Annotated in this window: 31 protein-coding genes and 1 pseudogene; 1 reads left to right on the forward strand and 31 read right to left on the reverse strand. The window is 38.9% G+C overall.

Annotated features, from left to right (window positions below):
- Positions 1-105: 105 nt before the first annotated feature.
- From secY to rpsJ, 27 genes and pseudogenes are all read right to left on the reverse strand, one after another.
- Positions 106-1,422 (reverse strand): preprotein translocase subunit SecY, encoded by a 1,317-nt coding sequence (secY, locus tag LACDD01_RS06645; protein WP_019291430.1) that lies wholly within the window; start codon positions 1,420-1,422, stop codon positions 106-108.
- Between the two features lie 70 nt (positions 1,423-1,492).
- The gene (gene rplO, locus LACDD01_RS06650; protein ID WP_003133763.1) at positions 1,493-1,945 is read right to left on the reverse strand and encodes a 50S ribosomal protein L15; all 453 of its coding nucleotides are present in this window, start codon (positions 1,943-1,945) and stop codon (positions 1,493-1,495) included.
- A gap of 201 nt (positions 1,946-2,146) precedes the next feature.
- Positions 2,147-3,197 (reverse strand): annotated as a pseudogene (locus LACDD01_RS06655) (BMP family protein).
- 137 nt (positions 3,198-3,334) lie between these two features.
- Positions 3,335-3,517, reverse strand: a complete 183-nt coding sequence (gene rpmD, locus LACDD01_RS06660) for a 50S ribosomal protein L30 (protein ID WP_003134512.1) — start codon at positions 3,515-3,517, stop codon at positions 3,335-3,337.
- A 10-nt stretch (positions 3,518-3,527) separates the two neighbouring features.
- On the reverse strand, positions 3,528-4,022 hold the full coding sequence (rpsE, locus tag LACDD01_RS06665) for a 30S ribosomal protein S5 (RefSeq protein WP_003133760.1): 495 nt from the start codon (positions 4,020-4,022) through the stop codon (positions 3,528-3,530).
- 20 nt (positions 4,023-4,042) lie between these two features.
- Complete coding sequence (gene rplR / locus LACDD01_RS06670; protein WP_003133759.1) at positions 4,043-4,390, reverse strand: 50S ribosomal protein L18; 348 nt, start codon at positions 4,388-4,390, stop codon at positions 4,043-4,045.
- Positions 4,391-4,532: 142 nt separating this feature from the next.
- Positions 4,533-5,069, reverse strand: a complete 537-nt coding sequence (gene rplF, locus LACDD01_RS06675) for a 50S ribosomal protein L6 (protein ID WP_061413875.1) — start codon at positions 5,067-5,069, stop codon at positions 4,533-4,535.
- Between the two features lie 87 nt (positions 5,070-5,156).
- Positions 5,157-5,555, reverse strand: coding sequence for a 30S ribosomal protein S8 (gene rpsH / locus LACDD01_RS06680; protein WP_003133755.1), 399 nt, complete (start codon positions 5,553-5,555; stop codon positions 5,157-5,159).
- A 332-nt stretch (positions 5,556-5,887) separates the two neighbouring features.
- Complete coding sequence (gene rfbD / locus LACDD01_RS06685; protein ID WP_061413877.1) at positions 5,888-6,754, reverse strand: dTDP-4-dehydrorhamnose reductase; 867 nt, start codon at positions 6,752-6,754, stop codon at positions 5,888-5,890.
- Complete coding sequence (locus LACDD01_RS06690; protein WP_061413879.1) at positions 6,751-7,704, reverse strand: L-lactate dehydrogenase; 954 nt, start codon at positions 7,702-7,704, stop codon at positions 6,751-6,753. The genes rfbD and LACDD01_RS06690 overlap by 4 nt, the downstream gene beginning before the upstream one ends.
- A 100-nt stretch (positions 7,705-7,804) precedes the next feature.
- On the reverse strand, positions 7,805-8,206 hold the full coding sequence (locus LACDD01_RS06695) for an ArsC/Spx/MgsR family protein (RefSeq protein ID WP_061413881.1): 402 nt from the start codon (positions 8,204-8,206) through the stop codon (positions 7,805-7,807).
- Between the two features lie 350 nt (positions 8,207-8,556).
- The gene (locus LACDD01_RS06700; RefSeq protein WP_061413883.1) at positions 8,557-10,158 is read right to left on the reverse strand and encodes a Na/Pi cotransporter family protein; all 1,602 of its coding nucleotides are present in this window, start codon (positions 10,156-10,158) and stop codon (positions 8,557-8,559) included.
- Positions 10,159-10,387: 229 nt separating this feature from the next.
- The gene (locus tag LACDD01_RS06705; RefSeq protein WP_003129946.1) at positions 10,388-10,573 is read right to left on the reverse strand and encodes a type Z 30S ribosomal protein S14; all 186 of its coding nucleotides are present in this window, start codon (positions 10,571-10,573) and stop codon (positions 10,388-10,390) included.
- Between the two features lie 19 nt (positions 10,574-10,592).
- Positions 10,593-11,135, reverse strand: coding sequence for a 50S ribosomal protein L5 (gene rplE, locus LACDD01_RS06710; protein WP_003133751.1), 543 nt, complete (start codon positions 11,133-11,135; stop codon positions 10,593-10,595).
- A gap of 19 nt (positions 11,136-11,154) precedes the next feature.
- Positions 11,155-11,460: a 50S ribosomal protein L24 gene (rplX, locus tag LACDD01_RS06715; protein ID WP_003133750.1), complete on the reverse strand. Its 306-nt coding sequence runs from the start codon at positions 11,458-11,460 to the stop codon at positions 11,155-11,157.
- Between the two features lie 157 nt (positions 11,461-11,617).
- Positions 11,618-11,986, reverse strand: coding sequence for a 50S ribosomal protein L14 (gene rplN, locus LACDD01_RS06720; protein WP_003133749.1), 369 nt, complete (start codon positions 11,984-11,986; stop codon positions 11,618-11,620).
- Positions 11,987-12,007: 21 nt separating this feature from the next.
- A complete protein-coding gene (rpsQ, locus tag LACDD01_RS06725; protein WP_003133748.1) occupies positions 12,008-12,268 on the reverse strand; it encodes a 30S ribosomal protein S17 in 261 nt (86 codons plus the stop codon).
- 18 nt (positions 12,269-12,286) lie between these two features.
- A complete protein-coding gene (gene rpmC / locus LACDD01_RS06730; protein ID WP_003133747.1) occupies positions 12,287-12,496 on the reverse strand; it encodes a 50S ribosomal protein L29 in 210 nt (69 codons plus the stop codon).
- Entirely contained in the window at positions 12,493-12,909 is a 417-nt protein-coding gene (gene rplP, locus LACDD01_RS06735; RefSeq protein ID WP_003133745.1) for a 50S ribosomal protein L16, read from the reverse strand. Before rplP ends, rpmC begins: the two co-directional genes overlap by 4 nt.
- Positions 12,910-12,912: 3 nt before the next feature.
- Entirely contained in the window at positions 12,913-13,566 is a 654-nt protein-coding gene (gene rpsC, locus LACDD01_RS06740; protein ID WP_003133744.1) for a 30S ribosomal protein S3, read from the reverse strand.
- A gap of 12 nt (positions 13,567-13,578) precedes the next feature.
- Positions 13,579-13,926: a 50S ribosomal protein L22 gene (gene rplV / locus LACDD01_RS06745; RefSeq protein WP_003133743.1), complete on the reverse strand. Its 348-nt coding sequence runs from the start codon at positions 13,924-13,926 to the stop codon at positions 13,579-13,581.
- A gap of 15 nt (positions 13,927-13,941) precedes the next feature.
- Complete coding sequence (rpsS, locus tag LACDD01_RS06750; protein ID WP_003133742.1) at positions 13,942-14,220, reverse strand: 30S ribosomal protein S19; 279 nt, start codon at positions 14,218-14,220, stop codon at positions 13,942-13,944.
- Between the two features lie 213 nt (positions 14,221-14,433).
- Positions 14,434-15,267 (reverse strand): 50S ribosomal protein L2, encoded by an 834-nt coding sequence (gene rplB / locus LACDD01_RS06755; protein WP_017368757.1) that lies wholly within the window; start codon positions 15,265-15,267, stop codon positions 14,434-14,436.
- Positions 15,268-15,282: 15 nt separating this feature from the next.
- A complete protein-coding gene (locus LACDD01_RS06760; RefSeq protein WP_003134519.1) occupies positions 15,283-15,579 on the reverse strand; it encodes a 50S ribosomal protein L23 in 297 nt (98 codons plus the stop codon).
- Positions 15,579-16,205: a 50S ribosomal protein L4 gene (gene rplD / locus LACDD01_RS06765; protein WP_003133739.1), complete on the reverse strand. Its 627-nt coding sequence runs from the start codon at positions 16,203-16,205 to the stop codon at positions 15,579-15,581. Before rplD ends, LACDD01_RS06760 begins: the two co-directional genes overlap by 1 nt.
- A 22-nt stretch (positions 16,206-16,227) precedes the next feature.
- Complete coding sequence (rplC, locus tag LACDD01_RS06770; RefSeq protein ID WP_003133737.1) at positions 16,228-16,851, reverse strand: 50S ribosomal protein L3; 624 nt, start codon at positions 16,849-16,851, stop codon at positions 16,228-16,230.
- Between the two features lie 14 nt (positions 16,852-16,865).
- The gene (gene rpsJ / locus LACDD01_RS06775; RefSeq protein WP_003129973.1) at positions 16,866-17,174 is read right to left on the reverse strand and encodes a 30S ribosomal protein S10; all 309 of its coding nucleotides are present in this window, start codon (positions 17,172-17,174) and stop codon (positions 16,866-16,868) included.
- 325 nt (positions 17,175-17,499) lie between these two features.
- On the opposite strand from rpsJ, the gene mscL reads away from it, so the two are divergent.
- Complete coding sequence (gene mscL / locus LACDD01_RS06780) at positions 17,500-17,880, forward strand: large-conductance mechanosensitive channel protein MscL (RefSeq protein WP_019291438.1); 381 nt, start codon at positions 17,500-17,502, stop codon at positions 17,878-17,880.
- Positions 17,881-17,917: 37 nt separating this feature from the next.
- Here the strand turns inward: mscL and LACDD01_RS06785 are convergent, their stop codons facing one another.
- The 4 genes from LACDD01_RS06785 to rpmG all read right to left on the reverse strand — a co-directional run bounded on the left by LACDD01_RS06785 (position 17,918) and on the right by rpmG (position 20,262).
- Positions 17,918-19,195 (reverse strand): MATE family efflux transporter, encoded by a 1,278-nt coding sequence (locus tag LACDD01_RS06785; protein ID WP_061413885.1) that lies wholly within the window; start codon positions 19,193-19,195, stop codon positions 17,918-17,920.
- A gap of 46 nt (positions 19,196-19,241) precedes the next feature.
- A complete protein-coding gene (gene nusG, locus LACDD01_RS06790) occupies positions 19,242-19,802 on the reverse strand; it encodes a transcription termination/antitermination protein NusG (protein ID WP_003133733.1) in 561 nt (186 codons plus the stop codon).
- A gap of 107 nt (positions 19,803-19,909) precedes the next feature.
- Positions 19,910-20,107: a preprotein translocase subunit SecE gene (secE, locus tag LACDD01_RS06795; RefSeq protein ID WP_003133731.1), complete on the reverse strand. Its 198-nt coding sequence runs from the start codon at positions 20,105-20,107 to the stop codon at positions 19,910-19,912.
- A gap of 5 nt (positions 20,108-20,112) precedes the next feature.
- Positions 20,113-20,262, reverse strand: a complete 150-nt coding sequence (gene rpmG / locus LACDD01_RS11565) for a 50S ribosomal protein L33 (RefSeq protein WP_003134525.1) — start codon at positions 20,260-20,262, stop codon at positions 20,113-20,115.
- Positions 20,263-20,289: the final 27 nt, after the last annotated feature.

Genomic DNA, 20,289 nt, shown 5'->3' on the forward strand with positions numbered 1-20,289 from the left:
ACTCTTGCTTATGAGTTTACAGACAACATAATATAAATTATACCTTAATATTTTACCGCATTTCTTACGATAAATAAAGAAAAACCTTGCCGAAGCAAGATTTTTTTAGCTTTCAATTGGATTATCCATAAATCCTTTGTAGTTTTTCTTGTAGAGATAACCTTCAAGTTGTTTAACAGCTTGAATAGCAACCTGAATCAAGATCAAGAGCGATGTTCCTCCCAAGGCAACGATTTTTGGCAATCCCCAAATATTTTGGGCAACGATTGGAAGAATCGAAATAAAGCCAAGGAAAAGTGCCCCGACTGTTGCCAGACGCATAAGTAAGCCTGAAACATATTTTTCAGTCCCTTTACCTGGACGAACAGATGGGATATATGAACCTTGTTTTTGCAGATTTTCTGCCATCTTTTCTGGATTAACTTGTACAAATGAGTAGAAGAAGGTAAAGAGAACAATCAATAAGCCATAAAGTAACATCCCAGTCCATGTATTATAAGAAAGGGCTGATTGTAAGCTATTCAGCCAGCCAACATTGTTACCTTGAGCGCGTTGTAAGAACTGTAAAATCGTTGCTGGAGCAGTTGTGATAGAACCTGCAAAGATTACTGGAATAACGCCTGCTGGGTTAACACGAAGTGGCAAGTATGAACTTGTAGGCGCCCCTTGTGTCAACTTAGTGTATTGAATCGGAACTTTACGTTCTGCTTGTTGTACAAATGTTGTGAAGTAAATAATCAATGCTGAAGCAACAACCAGAATAGCGACCATTACCCACGACATTGGAATTTGACTCGGACGAACATTTACAAACCACTCTGTATAAACTTCGTGAATGGCGCTTGGAATACCTGAAACGATACCCGCAAAGATAATAACAGAAATACCAGAACCAAACCCTTTTTCATTGATTTGTTCACCCATCCATGTAACAACCATTGATCCTGTTGTCAAAATGACACCAATCATTAGGTAAGTTTGCCAGTTAGGATTTTGTACGATATTTGCCGAGCTCATAGCTTGGAAACCTGCAGTGATACCGATAGATTGAGCCATAGCCAAAACTAAAGTAATATAGCGTGTCGCTTGATTAAGCTTACGACGTCCAATTTCCCCTTGTTTTGACCACTCTACAAACTTCGGCAAAATATCCATTTGTAAAAGTTGAACGATAATTGATGCTGTGATATAAGGTGATACCCCCATAGCAAACAGTGAATAGTTTTGCATGGCATTACCAGACACCAAGTTCATCATGTTCAAGAACGGTAAATCACTCAGGGCATTCAAGTTTTCAACATTGATCCCCGGTACTGTGATATGCGCACCTAATCGAAAGACAAACAGAATAAAGATGGTGAAGATAATCCGTGCTCTTACATCTTTTATTTTGAAAGCTTCCTTTAGAGTTTTGAAAAACATAATTTCCCTCTAAACTTTCTTAAATATTAACCCTATAAAATAAGCGGTTGAAAATCAACCGCCAATTGAATTATTTTGCTTCAAGAAGTTCTACAGAACCACCAGCAGCTTCAATAGCAGCTTTCGCAGCAGAAGATGCTTTAGCAACGTTAACCTTAAGGTTTTTAACTGTCAATTCGCCGTTAGCAAGAACTTTGATACCAGATTTAACATCTTTGATGATTTTAGCAGCTACAAGAGTTTCAGCTGTAACTTCAGCACCATCACCAAGACGGTTCAAAGTGTCAAGGTTTACGATTGCGTATTCTTTACGGTTTACGTTAGTAAATCCGCGTTTTGGAAGACGACGGAACAATTCTGTTTGTCCACCTTCAAAACCAGGACGTACGCCACCACCTGAACGTGATTTTTGACCTTTTTGTCCACGACCAGATGTTTTACCGTTACCAGATGAAGTACCACGACCTACACGGTTGCGAACTTTACGGCTGCCTTCAGCAGCTTTCATTTCATGAAGTTTCATGTTTTCTCCTTATTTTGTACAATGCTGCCGCCTCGCTCCACTCTAAGGAAGGATGGAGTTCAACTCGCCTGTACTTTTCTAATTTTTGGCTTTTAAACCTTTTCCATTTTACTAAATTTACCCTGAAAAAGCAAATCATTCCATAGTCTTTTCTTTTTTTAAAACAGAAAAAAGAGTATGTCTTTCATACCCTTTTTTAATTTATTTTGCTGGAACTTCAATTTTTCCTGAAACAATATCAGCTTTTGCTGCTTCAACTGCTTTCCAAGCTTCATCTGAAGCATTATCTCGAGCAAGTGTTACACCGCCGTTAGAAAGATCATACTTGAGGTTTTCACCACCAGGGAATTTCCCTTTTTCTGTTCTATTGGCAATATCTTTAACTGCGTTTCCAACTTCTTTAACTGTTGAAACAAGGACAAAGTTTGATTTTTTTTCCATCTTTTGATGTATACCCACCTAAATATTCTTGGTCCTGGTCAACACCAACAACCCATACTTTATCTTCTTCTTTTCTTGTTTCATTCAAATTCTTAGCTTCTGTGAACAAACCTGTTCCGACACTACCTGCTGCTTGATAAATCACATCTGCACCACTAGCGTACATTGCTGAAGCCATTGTTTTACCTTTGCCGGCATCTGTGAAGGACTGCGCATATTGTACATCAACTTTGATATCTGGTGATACTGATTTGGCACCCGCTGTAAAGCCTGTTTCAAAAGCGGCAAGAACATCTGACTTGATCCCACCGATGAAACCAACATGATTTGTTTTACTTGTTTTTGCTGCTGCGACACCTGCAAGGTAAGCTGACTGTTGATCCGCAAAAGTTGCAGAGACCACATTGTCTTTACCTTCGATGACCGAATCGATAACAGCAAATTTTGTATCAGGATTGTTTTGTGCGGCTTGAGAAGTTGCTTCGTGCAAAACAAAGCCAATGCTGAACACAAGATCATAACCACCTGAAACGGCCGAATTAAAGTTTGAAGTGAATTCAGCTGGAGAGTTAGATTGGAAGTAGTTAATTCCCTTTCCTTTTGAAAGCCCGTTATCTTTACCCCAAGCTTGAAGACCTTCCCAAGCTGATTGGTTAAATGAGCGATCATCAACCCCGTCATTACCTAAGACGAGGGCTGCATTAAGGTCTGTTTTTCCTTGCGATCTTTCTGTATTGCGTCCTCCGCAACCTGCAAGTACAATTACTGATGCAAGTGCTACTGTCGCAAGTGCAAAAATTCGTTTGTTCATTCTTCTCTTCCTTTCACATTTAAAAACAATTATACCTTAAAATTTAATGTACATTTTTACTTATTTAATTCGACATCTTGAAAATTTTTACAATTCCCTCAGAAAAAAAGTCCAGATAATCTGAACTTTTTTAATTATTATTTAACTTCTTCAATTGTTACCAAGTGTGAAATTGAGTTAGCCATGCCGCGAAGTGCTGCATTGTCTTCTTTCACAACTGATGAACCAAGTTTACCAAGGCCAAGTGCAACAACAGTTTTACGTTGTGCAGGGATACGGCCGATTGGTGATTTTACCAATGTAATTTTGATTTGAGCCATGATATCCTCCTTATGCCAAATCGCTTACTGATTTGCCGCGGAGTTCCGCAACTTCTTCAGCGCGTTTCAATTGTTGCAAACCTTCAACTGTTGCGCGAACAACGTTGATTGCTGTGTTTGAACCTAATGATTTAGATGTTACGTCAGCAACACCTGCGAGTTCGAGGACGGCACGAACGGCACCACCTGCGGCAACTCCAGAACCTTCTACAGCTGGTTTGATAAGGATTTTACCACCGCCGAATACACCAAGTACTTCGTGAGGTACAGTAGTTCCTACCATAGGAACTGTCACGATGTTTTTCTTAGCTGCTTCGATAGCTTTACGGATTGCTTCTGGAACTTCTTGAGCTTTACCAGTACCGAAACCTACGCGACCGTTACGGTCACCAACTACAACAAGTGCAGCAAAGCGGAGACGACGTCCACCTTTAACAACTTTAGTAACGCGGTTGATTCCAACAACGCGTTCTTCGAATTCTTTAACTTCTTCGTTTCTAGCCATTTTAATGATTACCCCTTTCCTTAGAATTTCAATCCAGCTTCACGTGCAGCTTCTGCAAGTGCTTGGATACGTCCGTGATAGAGATAACCACCGCGGTCAAATACAACTGCTTCGATGCCTTTAGCTTTAGCAGCTTCAGCAACAAGTTTACCAACTTCAGCAGCTTGTTCTGTTTTAGTACCAGTCAATTTGAGTGATGATGCAGATGCAAGTGTTACAGCTGCTTCGTCATCAATAACTTGTGCATAGATGTTTGTGTTTGAGCGGAAAACGTTCAAACGTGGAGTCTCAGCAGTACCTGAGATTTTTCCGCGAACGCGAATGTGGCGTTTTTGACGGAGTTTGTTTTTATCTGGTTTAGAAATCACAATTCTACCTCTTTAAATATTTTATATTTCGATAGTTTCTGCCATCGATTTTCTTGCAAAAAATGCAAGCGGGAAGTTTCTGTCTGTACAGAATTTTGGCAAACTTACATTCACCAAATGACGGATCATAATCTCAAAGAGATTATTTACCAGTTTTACCTTCTTTACGACGTACGAATTCGCCAACGTAACGAATACCTTTACCTTTATAAGGTTCTGGTGAACGACGGCTACGGATGTAAGCAGCTGTTTGACCAACAACTTCTTTATCTGAACCTGAAACGTTGATGTGTGTAGCATCTGGAACTTCGAAAGTGATTCCTGCTGGAGCTTCGATTTCGTCTGGGTGAGATTTACCAACAGCCAATACAAGTTTTGAACCTTGAAGTTGTGCACGGTAACCAACCCCGATCATTTCGAGTTCTTTACGGAAACCTTCGCTAACACCAACAACCATGTTGTTGAAGTTTGCACGAGTTGTTCCGTGGATAGTTTTCATTTCTTTAGAATCATCTGGACGTTTGAATGTTACTTCAGAACCATTGATTTCCATTGTGATTGCTTCTGCAAATGTACGAGTCAATTCGCCTTTAGGGCCTTTAACTGTTACTGTTGCGCCATTTTGTTCAACTGTTACACCAGCTGGCAAAATAACGACTTTATTACCAATACGTGACATGTTTTTTTACCTTTTCTGTTAAATTATCAAGAGTATTTCTACTACCTGTTTTCACAATTATAATACTTTCAGCTTACGGGTAAAGGATTACCAGATGTAAGCAAGAACTTCACCACCGATGTTCTTAGAACGTGCAGCTTTGTCAGTTACAACGCCTTCAGAAGTTGAGATGATTGCTGTACCAAGTCCGTTAAGTACGCGTGGTACTTCGTCAGATTTAACGTAAACACGGAGACCTGGTTTAGAGATACGTTTCAAGTTAGTGATAACTTTTTCGTTGTTTTTTCCGTATTTCAAGAATACACGGATAACACCTTGTTTGTTATCTTCAACGTACTCAACGTCTTTCACATAACCTTCAGCTTTGAGGATTTCTGCGATTTCACGTTTGATTTTTGAAGCAGGTGCTTCAACAACTTCGAAACGACGCATGTTTCCGTTACGGATACGTGTGAGGAAGTCTGCAATTGGGTCTGTCATTACCATAATGTAATTTCTCCTTATTTGTAGTTTGGGTTTGTTCAATCCCACTTTCAAATTAATGAGGTCTTTTTAAAAAGACCGAACTTATATAGTTTATCAAATTATTTCTCTCGTGTCAATAGGCTCGGGTGTTTCTTCCTCCATTTAATTTTTGAAAGATAAAAAACACAGCTTCTAAAATATAGCTGTGTTTTCTCATTAATAAAGATATCTCGATTAAAGAGTTATTCTTCTTTCTCTTCCGTTTTTTCCTGAAGAACCGAGGTTTTGGAAAAAGAAAATATTTTAAAGGCAAGGAAACTTAATAAGATCAAAATAATAAGAATTTCCATCATCTATTCTCCATTTTCTAACCTCTGCATAGTATTTAAAGCTTCTTGCCAGGTTGGCACTGAAAAACCAATAGCTTCTGTTTTCTTTATACTCAATGTGGAATTGTAAGGGCGTTTTACATTTGATTCAAGCTCTACTGTAGCAAGGGGTAAAAGCTTGACTTCTTCTTGGTGCAAAATATATTTTGCAAATTTAAACCAAGAAATATTTTCGGTTTCAACTTTTGCGTTGGACAGATGATAAATACCATATTTTGGTTTATGCTGTACCAAGTAAATCATAAAATCAGCTAATGTTCTGGTCCAAGTTGGGCAACCAAATTGATCATTGACGACCATAATTACTTGATCATCTTTATTCTTGGCTTTATTTTTAATAGTGGAGACAAAATTATTACCGTAGCATCCAAAAAGCCAGCTTGTACGAATAATATAATGTTTAGTAGTGTTTTTCTGCACAGCATTTTCACCCAATAGTTTTGTATAACCATAGTGGGTTTGTGGGTGTGGAACATCGTCTACTTCCCATTCTTTCCCAAGCTCTAAGTTGCCGCTGAAGACATAATCAGTGGAGACATAAAGTAATAATGCTCCCACATTCTCAGCTGCTTGTGCAATATTTTCGGTACCGACAGCATTGACCTGCTCGGCTAAATGTCGCTCTTCTTGTTCTGCTTTTTCGACTGCAGTATAGCCTGCACAAAGATAAATAATTTGTGGTTTATGATGAGAAAAATACGCATCAACTGCAACTTTATCGGTGATATCTAGCTCGTGTGACCCCGTAGCCAGATAAAGAATTTTTTCTCTATCAAACCGTAAGCAAAGTTCCCGTCCCAACAAACCATTTTTTCCTATAATCAGATTCATTCTTGACTTTCTAGTGACTGAATCACTTCACGCAACTGTTTAACGGAGTTTTTAAAAGCTTTACGTTCATATGCATCAATATTTAATTCGATAATTTCTCTTACGCCAGTTTGGTTTACGACGGATGGAACACCAGTGAAGATACCTTCTTCACCATATTGACCTTCTAGGTATGATGAAACAGGAAGAACTGCTTGTTCATTATTTAGAATGGCTTTTACTATCCTAGCCGTGCTCATTCCGATACCATAATAAGTCGCTTTTTTACGGTCAATAATTTCATAAGCGGCATTTTTCACCTTGTCTGATAAAGTTTGTAAATCGCCAACTTCTAAGCGATTGTTTTGCACGATAAATTCAAGAATTGGTTTACCACCAACCGTCGTATGCGACCATACCGCAACTTCTGAATCCCCATGTTCACCAATAATATAACCGTGGATACTTCGAGGATCTATCTCAAGTTTTGTCGCGAGTTCTTTACGAAAACGTGTCGTATCTAAGGTTGTTCCTGTTCCAACAACCCTAGAAGCTGGTAGACCTGAAGCTTTCCAAGCACAGTAAGTCAGAACATCTACAGGGTTAGAGGCAATAACAAAGACGCCATCAAAGCCAGACTTCATTACCTCATCCACAATAGATTTCATTATTTTAGCATTTGTATCTACAAGTTCTAACCGTGTTTGTCCTGGTTTTTGATTAATCCCTGCTGTAATGACAACTACGTTTGCATCTTTACATTCTTCATAACCGCCAGATTTGACATTTACATTTTCTTGACCCCAAGCAATTCCGTCAAGGAGATCCAAAGCTTCCCCCTCAGCTTTTTCCTGATTCACATCAATCAGCACAAGGTCATTAACAATTCCTTGATTAATCATCGAATAAGCAATGCTTGTTCCGACAAATCCTGTTCCAACAACGACTACTTTTCTATTTGTTACTTGCATATTTACACTTCCTTCTGTATTATTTCTCTATCTCTATATTAAGCCATAATTAGACATTTGTAAAATGAATTAATTTAATGATAGGTATTAATTTATTTAATTAAATTTGGCGTTTATACTGATGTAGAAAAATACTGCTCATCCGATAATAGCGTGGAGCAAACTGCCGAATGTTTTCGGAATGATAGCCCACTAAAAATTTATTATGATCAACAATCAAAGGTGTCTGTAACACTTCAAAATTTTCGCTGAGATAAACGACTGCCTCATTAAAATGCATCTGTTGGAGCTGAAGAATTTTTCGGTGCAAATCCTCTGTGCAACGCTTCGTCGACTTCACGATATCATCAATACCATTTTCAGTTAGTCGAAGCATATACGACAAGTCTTCACAGCTCACACAATCTATCGTACATTTTCGATAAGGAATATGATGTTCATTCAGCCAATTTATCGCCTTTCTACTGGATAAACAAGAGTTGCGATAGTAGATAGTAATCATTTTTTCTCCTTTATAATATCTGTGCTTTTTCTATAAACATTGTAGAGCTTTCTTTTTAATTTGTAAAATAAATCTATTTAATACAAAGAATTATTAAATATAATCAAAACTTCAAATAATTAATTAATATATATAATTATAACTATCAAAAAGATTCATTTTACCTATCCTTAACTTTATAGTATACTAAGACCGTAGTTAATCACTCAATCATGTTGAAGACACCTTGAAAAGTTCTTTGGTCCCAAGCGGCCCTTTACTCAAAAAATTTATGACAAAAAACAATTACAATTCTCTTTTCAATCTGTTAAAAACTTGATTTTAAAGCAGTACTTTTCGTACTGCTTTTTTTACACTTTATAATTCAATACTTCTGCGATATGAAGGATATCCGTACTTATTTTTCGTAAATTGTTAAGAATTCGAATATCTTCAAAGTCTGATCGTAGTAAATCTCTATTGACTTGAGTAAGATTAAGAATTTCTCGCTCTAACTTTTTAATCTCATCCAGTATTGTTTCTTCTTCCTGATGTTGTTTATCTTTAAGGAATGTAAAAACTTGATCTAGCATCCTCTCTATTAATGGTACGATAGACTCCATGACTAGCTTAATGGCCAATTCATTTTTTTCCTTGTCCTCTTCCTCCTCCGAGTAATCGTAAACATTCAGCGTCAACACGATATCTTTGGTATATGCCTCAATCTGGGCCAAATAATTTATAATTTTATATGCCCTTCCGACAGAAATAGCATATTTATCCTTTAGCTCAACTGTATTAAGATTGACAAGTGCCCGATTAATCTCCTGTACCAAGTAGTTAATCAAAGTTTCATTCATAAGACTCGTGCTATTTTTTTCTCTACGTTGAATATTCATTCCTTCGGCAAAATCCTCTTGCACAAGTTCAAATGTTCTTTGAATTTCTTTAAGGATCTGCTCAACTTCAATCTCTGGTGTGCGGAGTAACCTTCGATCAATAAATTTTAGTTTCAGGTGCGCTGTATCATCTGGTACATTTTTAACACACTTTTCCGCCAACTGAATAATAAATTTCGAGAGTGGTAACAAAATAAAAAGTGTTGCAACATTAAAAATAATATGAGCATAAACTAGTTGCAGGGCAATACTTTCAGAAGTATTCTGAATGAGGCTGACAAAGCCGAAAGGTAAAATAGTCAAAGCTGTGAAGATGAGCGCTCCAATAATATTAAACCAGACATGGACCATCGCAGCCTGCTTGGCTATTTTATTTCCACGGATTGATGCAAGAAGAGTGGTCACAACAGTCCCCACATTAAACCCATACAGAATAAATATAGCTTGATGTAAATCCACCACAATACCTGCGGCAACCATCGTCAGCAAAATACCTACTGAAGCAGTTGAACTTTGAATTAAAGCAGTTACAGCAAAACCAACCAATAAACCTACAAGAGGCATTTGCGTATGAGTAAACAGTTCCGCCATGAGAGGTGCTTCTCTTAAAGGAACCATGGATACGCTCATCAGATTTAGCCCTAAAAATAAGAGTCCAAACCCTAGCAAGATCATTCCCATGTGATTGAAAGCCTTACGTTTCATAAACAGCGTGGCAATCGTGCCTATAAAAATGACAAAGGGAACAATGTCTTGAATATTAAATGTAAATAAAATGCCTGTTAAGGTCGTTCCAGCATTGGCTCCCATAATAATTCCTGCAGCCTGGCTCAAATTCATCAATGACGAATCAATAAATCCTAAAACCATAACTGTTGTCGCTGTAGAACTCTGAATGACCGCGGTGATGATAAAACCTAAAAAAGCGCCGAACCATTTATTACGTGTCAAACGCTGTAAGATCTTTTTCAGTTGAGAACCGGCAATCAAGCTTAAACCATCACTCATCAAGCTCATACCGTATAAGAAAAGGCCCAAACCGCCTAATAAGAAAAAAATGTCGTAGATGGTCATCACAAAATCTCCAGATTGCATTCATGTTTTTATTTATTTTTCACTTATATTTAAGTATATCTCATTTTAATTTCATTAAGAAACAATATTGTAATAAAGATATTTTTGAAAACAAAAAAACTTCCTCAAATGAGAAAGTGTTTTTTTCTGTTAGAACCACAATCCCCCGTGGAGATTGCATGGGCAATAAGCTAAGCTTCTGAAATGCCCTTTTTATATCAATTTCAAATTACCAAGATGCTTTCTTAACGCCTGGAAGTTGACCTTTGTAAGCCAACTCACGAAGACAGATACGGCAAAGTTTAAATTTGCGGTAAACTGAATGTGGGCGTCCGCAGCGTTCGCAACGAGTGTAGGCTTGCGTTGAGAATTTTGCAGGGCGTTGGTTTTTAACAACCATAGATTTCTTAGCCATTAGTTATTCTCCTATCCTATTATTTAGCAAACGGCATGCCAAGTTTAGCAAGCAATTCATGTGATTCTTCGTCAGTGTTCGCAGTTGTTACGATAACAACATCCAAACCACGTACTTTATCAACATCATCGTATGAGATTTCTGGGAAGATCAATTGTTCTTTCACACCAAGTGTGTAGTTTCCGCGTCCATCAAACGCTTTGTTTGATACACCGTGGAAGTCACGTACACGTGGAAGAGAAACAGTTACGAGTTTATCCAAAAATTCGTACATGCGTTCGCCACGAAGGGTTACTTTCGCACCGATAGCTTGACCTTCACGAAGACGGAAAGCCGCGATTGATTTTTTAGCTTTAGTAATCAACGGTTTTTGACCAGAGATCAAAGCCAATTCAGCAACGGCTTTGTCAAGGTTTTTAGAGTTGCTTACTGCATCCCCAACACCCATGTTAAGCACGATTTTTTCAACTTTTGGCACTGCCATAATTGAAGTGTAACCGAATTTTTCAGTCAATGCTGGTACTACTTCGTTAGAGTATTTTTCTTTTAAACGATTAGTCATATTCTTTCTCCTTCCCGTCTTAGTCTAGGACTTCGCCTGATTTTTTGTTGAAACGAACTTTTTTGCCGTCAACTTCTTTATAACCAACACGACCAGCTACACCGTTTTTGTCGAGCACTTGTACGTTAGAAACGTGGATAGGTGCTTCGATTTCAAGGATAGCGCCGTTTGGATTAACAGCGTCTGGTTTTTGGTGTTTCTTCATGATAGCAACACCTTCAACGATGACTTTGTTCATTTTTGGCAAAGCTTTAATCACTTTACCTGTTGTACCGCGGTCTTTACCTGCGATAACTTTTACAGTATCTCCAGTTTTTACAAACATTTGATATTCCTTTCTTACGCCCTCTGGGCACCCTACATGTAGGGGACTATTTCTATCTATGATAGAAGTGGATTTATAAATGTGGAATAAAATTCCTTTTGTTGATTTTGACATCAATAGCGGGATACTCTCCCGCTATTTCGACATCCTCTAAATATTAGAGAACCTCAGGTGCCAAAGAAACAATCTTCATGTAACCAGCTTCGCGAAGTTCACGAGCTACTGGGCCAAAGATACGTGTTCCTTTAGGTGTTTTATCGTCACGGATAATAACTGCTGCATTTTCGTCAAATTTGATGTAAGATCCATCAGGACGTTTAGCACCAGATTTAGTACGAACGATAACAGCTTTAACAACTTCACCTTTTTTAACAGCTCCACCAGGGGCAGCTGATTTTACTGTAGCTACGATAACATCACCAATACCAGCGAATTTACGGCTTGAACCACCGAGTACACGGATAGTCAAGATTTCTTTGGCACCAGAGTTATCTGCAACTTTCAAACGGCTTTCTGTTTGAATCATGCTTTTTTCCTCCTAGTTAGCTTAAATAATTACAGCTTCTTCAACGATTTCGATCAAGCGGAAACGTTTGTCTTTTGAAAGAGGACGAGTTTCCATGATACGTACGATATCACCAGTTTTGGCAGTATTGTTTTCGTCATGAGCTTTGTATTTTTTAGAGTAGTTAATGCGTTTACCATAGACTGGGTGGTTACGTTTAGTTTCTACGACAACTGTGATAGTTTTATCCATTTTGTCTGAAACCACGCGGCCTTGATAAACTTTACGTTGATTACGTTCCATTTATGTATTTCTCCCGATCTATTTAGTCAATTCGCGTTGCACAGTTTTAACACGTGCAATTGTTTTCTTCACTTCGTCAAGTTTCGCTGTGTTTTCGAGACGACCAGCTGCAGCTTGGAAACGAAGTTCAAACAATTCTTTTTTCAATTCAGCTTCGCGTGTAGCCAATTCGTCGATTGACAAAGCGCGGAGATCCTTGAGAAGTGATTTTGTTTCGTTCAATTTCATTCTGCGTCACCTCGTTTTACAAATTTAGTCTTGACTGGAAGTTTGTGAGATGCAAGACGCAAAGCTTCACGTGCTACTTCTTCACTTACACCAGCAATTTCAAACATGATTTTACCACGTTTAACTGGTGATACCCAACCTTCAGGAGCACCTTTCCCTGAACCCATACGCACACCAATAGCTTTGGCTGTGTAAGATTTATGAGGGAAGATTTTAATCCAAACTTGACCGTTACGTTTCATGTAACGAGTCATAGCAATACGGGCTGCTTCGATTTGACGGTTAGTGATCCAGTGAGAAGTAGTCGCTTGAAGACCAAATTCACCGAATGCGATTTCTTTACCGCCTTTAGCTTCGCCACGCATTTTACCGCGGAATTCACGACGGTGTTTTACACGTTTTGGTACTAACATGGATTAATTTTCTCCTTTCACAGATTTTTTAGTTGGGAGAACTTCACCACGGTAGATCCAAACTTTAACGCCGAGTTTACCGTAAGTAGTGTCTGCTTCTTCCCAAGCATAGTCGATATCCGCACGCAATGTGTGGAGTGGAACTGTACCTTCAGAGTATCCTTCTGCACGGGCGATGTCCGCACCGTTCAAACGACCAGATACTTGAGTTTTGATACCTTTAGCTCCTGCACGCATAGCACGTTGGATAGCTTGTTTTTGAGCACGACGGAAAGCGATACGTGCTTCAAGTTGTTTAGCAATTCCTTCACCAACTAAGTGAGCATCCAAGTCAGGACGTTTAATCTCAACGATGTTGATGTGAACTTGTTTACCAGTGAGTTTGTTGAGGTCTGCACGGAGTGCATCAACGTTAGCACCAGATTTACCGATAACCATACCTGGTTTTGCAGTGTGCAAAGTAACGATAACTTTGTTTACAGCACGTTCAGTTTCGATAAGTGAAACTGAAGCATCAGCAAGTTTTGTTTGAACGAGTTGGCGAATTGCCAAATCTTCGTGAAGGTAATCCGCATATTCTTTCTCAGCATACCATTTGGCATCCCAGTCGCGAATAACGCCAACACGCATACCAATTGGATGAATTTTTTGACCCACGATTTTACCTCCTTATTCTTTCTCAGCCACTACTACTGTAATGTGGCTAGTACGTTTGTTGATTGGTGAAGCTGAACCTTTCGCACGTGGACGGAAACGTTTCATTGTTGGTCCTTCGTTGACGAAAGTTTCGCTAACTACCAAGTTAGCTTTTTCAAGACCAAAGTTATTTTCTGCATTAGCGATAGCTGAGTTCATTACTTTAAGAACTTCTGCAGCACCTTTAGTCGGTGTGAATTTCAAGATTGCGATTGCATCCGCAACACGTTTACCACGAATCAAGTCTGTAACAAGACGAGTTTTACGAGGTGAAACGCGAACTGTTTTTGCAGTTGCTTTAGCTGAAGTGATTTCTGCCATTTTGTTCTCCTCCTATTAACGTCTAGTTTTCTTGTCGTCAGCAGCGTGACCACGGTATGTACGAGTTGGTGCAAATTCACCTAATTTGTGTCCAACCATATCTTCTTGAACATAAACGGGAACGTGTTTGCGACCATCGTAAACAGCAATTGTAAGTCCTACAAAGTTAGGGTAGATTGTAGAACGGCGTGACCAAGTTTTGATCACTGATTTCTTTTCGGCGTTTTCTTGAGCTTCGACTTTTTTCATCAAATGCTCGTCAGCGAAAGGCCCCTTCTTAAGACTACGACTCATGTTTTTGAGTTCTCCTTTAAATTTGATACCACGCTGGCTACTAGGGCCAGGTTGGCGGATGATTTATATAGATATCTTCTCGACATCTTACTAAAGTTGACAAGATTTATCAATTTTAGCAAGACGCCGAGAAGGCATCTCAATAAAATATCTTACGCACAGATACAAACTTAACTTTTTTAACAAAAGTAAAGCTTGCCTTATGCTGCAAAATTATTTATCGTTGATACGTTTAACAATAAGTTTGTTAGAACGTGCGTTTTTATTACGTGTTTTGAGACCAAGAGCTGGTTTGCCCCATGGAGTCATTGGTGATTTACGACCAACAGGTTGTTTACCTTCACCACCACCGTGTGGGTGATCATTCGGGTTCATTACAGAACCACGAACTGTTGGACGGATACCACGCCAACGTGTACGACCCGCTTTACCATAGTTGATCAAGTTGTGTTGTTCGTTACCAACTGTACCAACTGTAGCACGACAAGATGAAAGAATCATACGCATTTCGCCTGATTGAAGACGAACGAGTGTATATTTACCTTCTGTACCAAGTACTTGTGCAGATGTACCAGCTGAACGTACGAGTTGTCCACCTTTACCAGGTTTCATCTCGATGTTGTGGATCAAAGTACCAACTGGAATGTTAGCAAGTGGCAATGCGTTACCAACTTTGATATCTGATTCAGGACCAGATACAACTGTCATACCAACTTCAAGACCTTTAGGTGCAAGAATGTATGATTTGATACCATTTTCGTATACGATAAGGGCAATATTAGCTGAACGGTTTGGATCGTATTCGATTGTAGCAACTTTAGCTTTTACGTTATCAGTTGTACGTTTGAAGTCGATCAAACGGTATTTACGTTTGTGTCCGCCACCGTGGTGACGTACTGTAATGCGGCCAAGGTTGTTACGACCAGCGTTTTTGCTAAGACTTACAAGCAAGCTCTTTTCAGGAGTACTTGTAGTGATTTCTGCAAAATCGCTACCAGTCATGTTACGACGACCGTTTGTGGTAGGTTTGTAAACTTTAATTCCCACGATTTTCCTCCTCTATTATTCTGCGTCTTCGCCGAAGATATCAATAGATTTTGAACCTTCAGTCAAAGTGATAATTGCTTTTTTGTAGCCAGGTTTGAAACCTGTGTAACGACCAACACGTTTAGCTTTAGGCTTAACGCTGATTGTGTTTACAGATGCAACTTGAACACCTTCAAATGCTGCTTCAACAGCTTGTTTGATAAGGAGTTTGTGTGCGCGAGCATCTACTTCAAAAGTGTATTTCTTTTGATCCATTGCTTGCATAGAAGCTTCTGTAATAATTGGTTTACGGATTACGTCATAAAGAGACATTATGCAAGAACCTCCTCAATTTGAGACAGAGCTGCTTGAGTAGCAAGAACTTTGTCAGTGTTTACAAGATCAAGTACGCTTACTGAGCTAGCAGTTGATACTTTCACGTTTTTAAGGTTACGAGCAGAGAGTTCTGCGAATTCATTACCTTCGTTAGGAAGAACAACAAGCACTTTACGTTCGATTGAAAGAGCTTCAAGAACTTTAGCGAATTCGCTAGTTTTTGGTGCTGAGAAGTTCAACTCGTCAACAGCCAAGAGTGTGTTGTCGATAACTTTTTGTGAGTAAGCTGATTTAAGAGCCAACTGACGTACTTTTTGTGGAAGTTTGTAAGCATAGCTACGTGGGTTAGGACCGAAGACAGTACCACCACCACGGAATTGTGGTGAGCGGATTGAACCTTGACGGGCACGTCCAGTTCCTTTTTGACGCCATGGTTTTTTACCGCCACCAGATACGAGTGAACGGTTTTTATGAGCGTGTGTACCTTGACGGAGGCTAGCACGTTGTGAAAGAACGACATCAAATACTACAGTTTCGTTTGGTTCGATACCAAACACTGCATCGTTAAGTGTTACTTCACCAGCTTGTGTGCCGTCTTGTTTAAATAATGATACTTTTGCCATTATAATCTATCTCCTTTCCTTATTATTTAGATTTGATCGCTGATTTAATAACGATCAATGATTTTTTAGATCCAGGTACGTTACCTTTTACAAGGATAACGTTTTGTTCTGGAAGTACTTGTGCGATAACAAGGTTTTGTACAGTAACTTTTTTGTTACCCATACGTCCCGCAAGGCGTTTACCTTTAGGAACTTTGTTAGCCGCAACAGGACCCATTGAACCAGGACGACGGTGGTAACGTGAACCGTGAGCCATTGGCCCGCGTGATTGACCCCAACGTTTGATTGGTCCTTGGAAACCTTTACCTTTAGAAGTACCGGTAACATCAACGACATCTCCAGCTTCGAAAGTATCAACTTTAATTTCTGATCCAACTTCTAAGCCTTCGATTCCTTTGAATTCACGAATGAAGCGCTTAGGAGCTGTGTTAGCTTTAGCTACATGACCTTTGGCAGGTTTGTTAGACAAAACTTCACGTTTGTCATCGAAACCAACTTGAACAGCTTCATAACCGTCTGTATCGACAGTTTTAGTTTGAAGCACAACGTTCGGAGTTGCTTCGATCACAGTTACGGGGATTAATTCACCGTTGTCTGTGAAGATTTGAGTCATTCCCACTTTTTTCCCTAAGATTCCTTTTGACATGAGAATTACCTTTCTTATAATTTAATTTCGATGTTTACGCCACTTGGAAGATCAAGTTTCATCAATGAATCAACAGTTTTTTGTGTTGGTTCGATGATGTCGATCAAACGTTTGTGTGTACGCATTTCAAATTGTTCGCGAGAGTCTTTGTATTTGTGAGTCGCGCGGATAACTGTGTAGACGCTACGGTCAGTTGGAAGTGGGATTGGACCACTTACTTCTGCGTTTGTACGTTTTGCAGTTTCTACAATTTTTTCAGCAGCAGCGTCAAGGATACGGTGTTCGTATGCTTTGAGGCGGATACGGATTTTTTTAGTTGCCATTTTTTCTCCTTCGTCTATTTGTTAATAGGCTAGCTCAGCGGGAAAACCGACACTGAAGTATGGCAATACTTTCGGGTGTGTCGCAACCTCTCGCTTCGTCGCTAATACTGTAATTTTTACAGCACCTATCTATTCTACCAAAGCGACTTTGTCTTGTCAAGGGCATAATACCTTTTTATTTAATTTATTTTTAGCTCACTAATATGTCTTCTCTTTTACTTCTAGCCCTTACTTTACGTGAATATTTTGCGACAGAATAATTCACATGGCTTTAGAAATACTATATAATAGTAATAAATACATATTAATTAATATAGGAGAACTTATGATTAAAGAATTCAAAGAATTTATTTTACGTGGTAATGTTTTAGATTTGGCAGTTGGGGTTATCATTGGTGCTGCTTTTACGGCCATTGTCACTTCTTTGGTAAATAACCTTATCAACCCACTTATTGGTCTTTTTGTTCAAGATGGCGCTTTGACACAAATGTCAGTTAAGGTTGCTGGTGCAACTTTTGCTTATGGGGCTTTCTTAAATGATGTTTTAAACTTCTTGATTACAGCCTTTGTCATCTTCATTCTCATAAAAGCCATCAACAAGCTTTTCCCTAAGAAAGAAGAACAAGAAGAAATTGTTTCTAACGATGAATTAGATACTCTGCGTGAAATCCGTGACCTTTTGAAAGAAAAAGAACTTTCAAAATAACATTACACATTAAAAACCTCTATTATAATAGAGGTTTTTAATGTGTAAGAAAAGTTCTAACTTTCCTATCAAAATTGAATTTTAAAAAGACAAAGCGGAAAAAATTATCTGCAAGCACGGCAATCCAGATGCCTTCTAAGCCCAAGGTAAATGTTTGACTTAGAATATAACCGAGACCCACACGTATAATAAGCATCCCGATAATTGTTGTATATAAAGGAAGTTTTGCATTACCTATTCCTTGAAAAGCTGCCGTATAAGTGGTCGTTCCAGTGACAAAAAAAGTTGCCAAAAAAGAAAAGAGGATAACTGTGTTACTTGAAGCTATAGCGACAGTGTCTGTCGTAAAAAGATTACTTAATGATGTAGAAACTAAGACAAGAAGCAAACCAATGATCAACATCATCCCTGTCGCTAGCCAGTAGGTTCTTTTAATATATGACTGAATGGCTCCATAGTTATGTTGCCCAAACTCTTGAGCCACAAAGATAACTGTTACGGTAGCTAACCCGAATGCCGGCATATAGTTAAACTGAGTAATACTTTCGCCGATCGCATTTCCTGCAAAAACTCGATTTCCAAGAGCAATAATCAGCACCATGATTACCAAATCTCCTAAACGCATCGCCAAACGTTCACCAGCGGCCGGAATTGTTAAAAAGATCAGTTCTCTACTGATTTTTTCAGAGAAAAAGTTTTTCGTAGGTTGTAAATCCTTATCTTTGAGTTTTTTCCAGAGATACAGAAGCGCTACGCCCCTCGAAAAGGTTGCTCCTAAGGCAGCTCCCATAATTCCCATATGAAAAACAAATATCAAAAGGGCTGAGAGAGCGATATTTAAAATGTTGGCAAAGAGACTCGCATACATGGGTGTACGGCTGTCCCCATTTGCTCTGATAATGGCTCCAAAACTGGTCATTAAAGCCAGCAAAATAATTGTCCCACCAACCAAAAGGAGGTACTCTTGACCTAAAGTCGCTACCTCCCCACGCCCACCAAAAAAGTGCACGAGAGCTTGTGCAAAAAGAGCCGTAAGAATCCCAATAGTCCCTCCCAGTAATGCAGTGAGCTTTACCCCTGCGTTCACCATTTTCTTTGACATTTCACGTGCAAGGAAGCTTGATAAAATTGTCCCTAAAGCTATGAAAACGGCCTGATAAACGGTGATAATATTATTGGCTAGTGACACACCTGCTACAGCTGTGAGTCCAATTCGGGTGACTAAAAAGGTATCACTAATCCCCACCAGCATCTGCAGAAAATTCTCAACTACGGCTGGGAGAGCAAATTTTAATATTTCTTTTGTAGATTTCATATCCCTAATAAATAAGAGCGCACCCTTAACGATACGCTCTTATTTTTTATCCTTCAACTTCTTCGATTTGGTGTAAATCAAGCTCTACTGGTGTTTCACGACCAAACATATCGACCATAACTTTAATCTTATCGTCGCCTAGGACTTCTGTGATTGGTGCTTCAAATCCTGAGAAGGCGCCATCAATGATACGTACACGTTTACCCACAAAGATATCAAAATCAATTTCACGTACAACTTTACCCATACCAATAAGGATTTCTTGAATTTCTTCTTCAAAAAGTGGCGTTGGTTTTGAACGGTTACCGTGTGATCCGACGAAACCTGTAACGTTCGGTGTATTACGAACGATAAACCAAGCTTCATCTGTCATGTTCATTTCTACCAAAACATAACCTGGGAAGAGATTTTCTTCAACATCTTTCATCTTACCGTTTACTTCTGAGCGAACTGTTTCTGTCGGAATTTCAACACGAAGAATTTTATCTGCCATGTTATAAAGTTCTGCACGTTCAAGTAAATCTTCTTTTACTTTTTTCTCGTAACCAGAATAAGTTTGGATAACAAACCAGCCTTGGTCAAAACTTGTTAATGTACTTTCGTCCATTGGAGTACCTCTTTATTGTTTTTTATTTTTTAGTTTCAAATTTCTGAGTTCATGTTCTGAACGGATTGTATAAGAAAAAGGCTTTCGCCTCTTCTTTCATTATATCACTAATTACGTACAAATGGAAGCAGATGCTGTACAGCACTTGTGATACCATTTTGTGTTACCCAGTCAAAGATCATCAAAAAGATGAGGAAGAAAACTGTATATTCAATAACCATGAAAAAATCAATGACAGACTGCTTACGTGTCGGCCACGTTGTTAACTTCATTTCTTTGACAACACTTCCAATAAATTTAAACATTTGACTTATCTCGTTTCCTTATGCAAAGTATGTTTGCCACAGCGTGAGCAAAACTTCTTGACTTCTATGCGTTTTTCTTTTGCTGTACCCGACAGTTGAAGAGAGTAGTTTCTCGAACCGCACACCGTACAGGCCAATCCTGCTTTTTTTAACATGCTATTATTTTAGCAGAACTAAGAGAA

Origin of the sequence: Lactococcus sp. DD01 (genome assembly GCF_001578715.1) — a bacterium.
Classification (GTDB): domain Bacteria; phylum Bacillota; class Bacilli; order Lactobacillales; family Streptococcaceae; genus Lactococcus; species Lactococcus petauri.

What these genes read in the sequence shown, in the direction of transcription:
- secY (WP_019291430.1), bottom strand. Translation starts at nt 1,422, where the DNA reads ATGTTTTTCAAAACTCTAAAGGAAGCTTTCAAAATAAAAGATGTAAGA.
- rplO (WP_003133763.1), bottom strand. Translation starts at nt 1,945, where the DNA reads ATGAAACTTCATGAAATGAAAGCTGCTGAAGGCAGCCGTAAAGTTCGC.
- rpmD (WP_003134512.1), bottom strand. Translation starts at nt 3,517, where the DNA reads ATGGCTCAAATCAAAATTACATTGGTAAAATCACCAATCGGCCGTATC.
- rpsE (WP_003133760.1), bottom strand. Translation starts at nt 4,022, where the DNA reads ATGGCTAGAAACGAAGAAGTTAAAGAATTCGAAGAACGCGTTGTTGGA.
- rplF (WP_061413875.1), bottom strand. Translation starts at nt 5,069, where the DNA reads ATGTCACGTATTGGTAATAAAGTCGTTATTTTGCCAGCTGGTGTAACA.
- rpsH (WP_003133755.1), bottom strand. Translation starts at nt 5,555, where the DNA reads ATGGTAATGACAGACCCAATTGCAGACTTCCTCACACGTATCCGTAAC.
- rfbD (WP_061413877.1), bottom strand. Translation starts at nt 6,754, where the DNA reads ATGAATCTGATTATAGGAAAAAATGGTTTGTTGGGACGGGAACTTTGC.
- LACDD01_RS06690 (WP_061413879.1), bottom strand. Translation starts at nt 7,704, where the DNA reads ATGCAAGTAACAAATAGAAAAGTAGTCGTTGTTGGAACAGGATTTGTC.
- LACDD01_RS06695 (WP_061413881.1), bottom strand. Translation starts at nt 8,206, where the DNA reads ATGATTACTATCTACTATCGCAACTCTTGTTTATCCAGTAGAAAGGCG.
- LACDD01_RS06700 (WP_061413883.1), bottom strand. Translation starts at nt 10,158, where the DNA reads ATGACCATCTACGACATTTTTTTCTTATTAGGCGGTTTGGGCCTTTTC.
- LACDD01_RS06705 (WP_003129946.1), bottom strand. Translation starts at nt 10,573, where the DNA reads ATGGCTAAGAAATCTATGGTTGTTAAAAACCAACGCCCTGCAAAATTC.
- rplE (WP_003133751.1), bottom strand. Translation starts at nt 11,135, where the DNA reads ATGACTAATCGTTTAAAAGAAAAATACTCTAACGAAGTAGTACCAGCA.
- rplX (WP_003133750.1), bottom strand. Translation starts at nt 11,460, where the DNA reads ATGTTTGTAAAAACTGGAGATACTGTAAAAGTTATCGCAGGTAAAGAC.
- rplN (WP_003133749.1), bottom strand. Translation starts at nt 11,986, where the DNA reads ATGATTCAAACAGAAAGCCGTTTGAAAGTTGCAGATAACTCTGGTGCC.
- rpsQ (WP_003133748.1), bottom strand. Translation starts at nt 12,268, where the DNA reads ATGGAACGTAATCAACGTAAAGTTTATCAAGGCCGCGTGGTTTCAGAC.
- rpmC (WP_003133747.1), bottom strand. Translation starts at nt 12,496, where the DNA reads ATGAAATTGAACGAAACAAAATCACTTCTCAAGGATCTCCGCGCTTTG.
- rplP (WP_003133745.1), bottom strand. Translation starts at nt 12,909, where the DNA reads ATGTTAGTACCAAAACGTGTAAAACACCGTCGTGAATTCCGCGGTAAA.
- rplV (WP_003133743.1), bottom strand. Translation starts at nt 13,926, where the DNA reads ATGGCAGAAATCACTTCAGCTAAAGCAACTGCAAAAACAGTTCGCGTT.
- rpsS (WP_003133742.1), bottom strand. Translation starts at nt 14,220, where the DNA reads ATGAGTCGTAGTCTTAAGAAGGGGCCTTTCGCTGACGAGCATTTGATG.
- LACDD01_RS06760 (WP_003134519.1), bottom strand. Translation starts at nt 15,579, where the DNA reads ATGTCTCTTTATGACGTAATCCGTAAACCAATTATTACAGAAGCTTCT.
- rplD (WP_003133739.1), bottom strand. Translation starts at nt 16,205, where the DNA reads ATGGCAAAAGTATCATTATTTAAACAAGACGGCACACAAGCTGGTGAA.
- rplC (WP_003133737.1), bottom strand. Translation starts at nt 16,851, where the DNA reads ATGTCAAAAGGAATCTTAGGGAAAAAAGTGGGAATGACTCAAATCTTC.
- rpsJ (WP_003129973.1), bottom strand. Translation starts at nt 17,174, where the DNA reads ATGGCAACTAAAAAAATCCGTATCCGCCTCAAAGCATACGAACACCGT.
- mscL (WP_019291438.1), top strand. Translation starts at nt 17,500, where the DNA reads ATGATTAAAGAATTCAAAGAATTTATTTTACGTGGTAATGTTTTAGAT.
- LACDD01_RS06785 (WP_061413885.1), bottom strand. Translation starts at nt 19,195, where the DNA reads ATGAAATCTACAAAAGAAATATTAAAATTTGCTCTCCCAGCCGTAGTT.
- nusG (WP_003133733.1), bottom strand. Translation starts at nt 19,802, where the DNA reads ATGGACGAAAGTACATTAACAAGTTTTGACCAAGGCTGGTTTGTTATC.
- secE (WP_003133731.1), bottom strand. Translation starts at nt 20,107, where the DNA reads ATGTTTAAATTTATTGGAAGTGTTGTCAAAGAAATGAAGTTAACAACG.
- rpmG (WP_003134525.1), bottom strand. Translation starts at nt 20,262, where the DNA reads ATGTTAAAAAAAGCAGGATTGGCCTGTACGGTGTGCGGTTCGAGAAAC.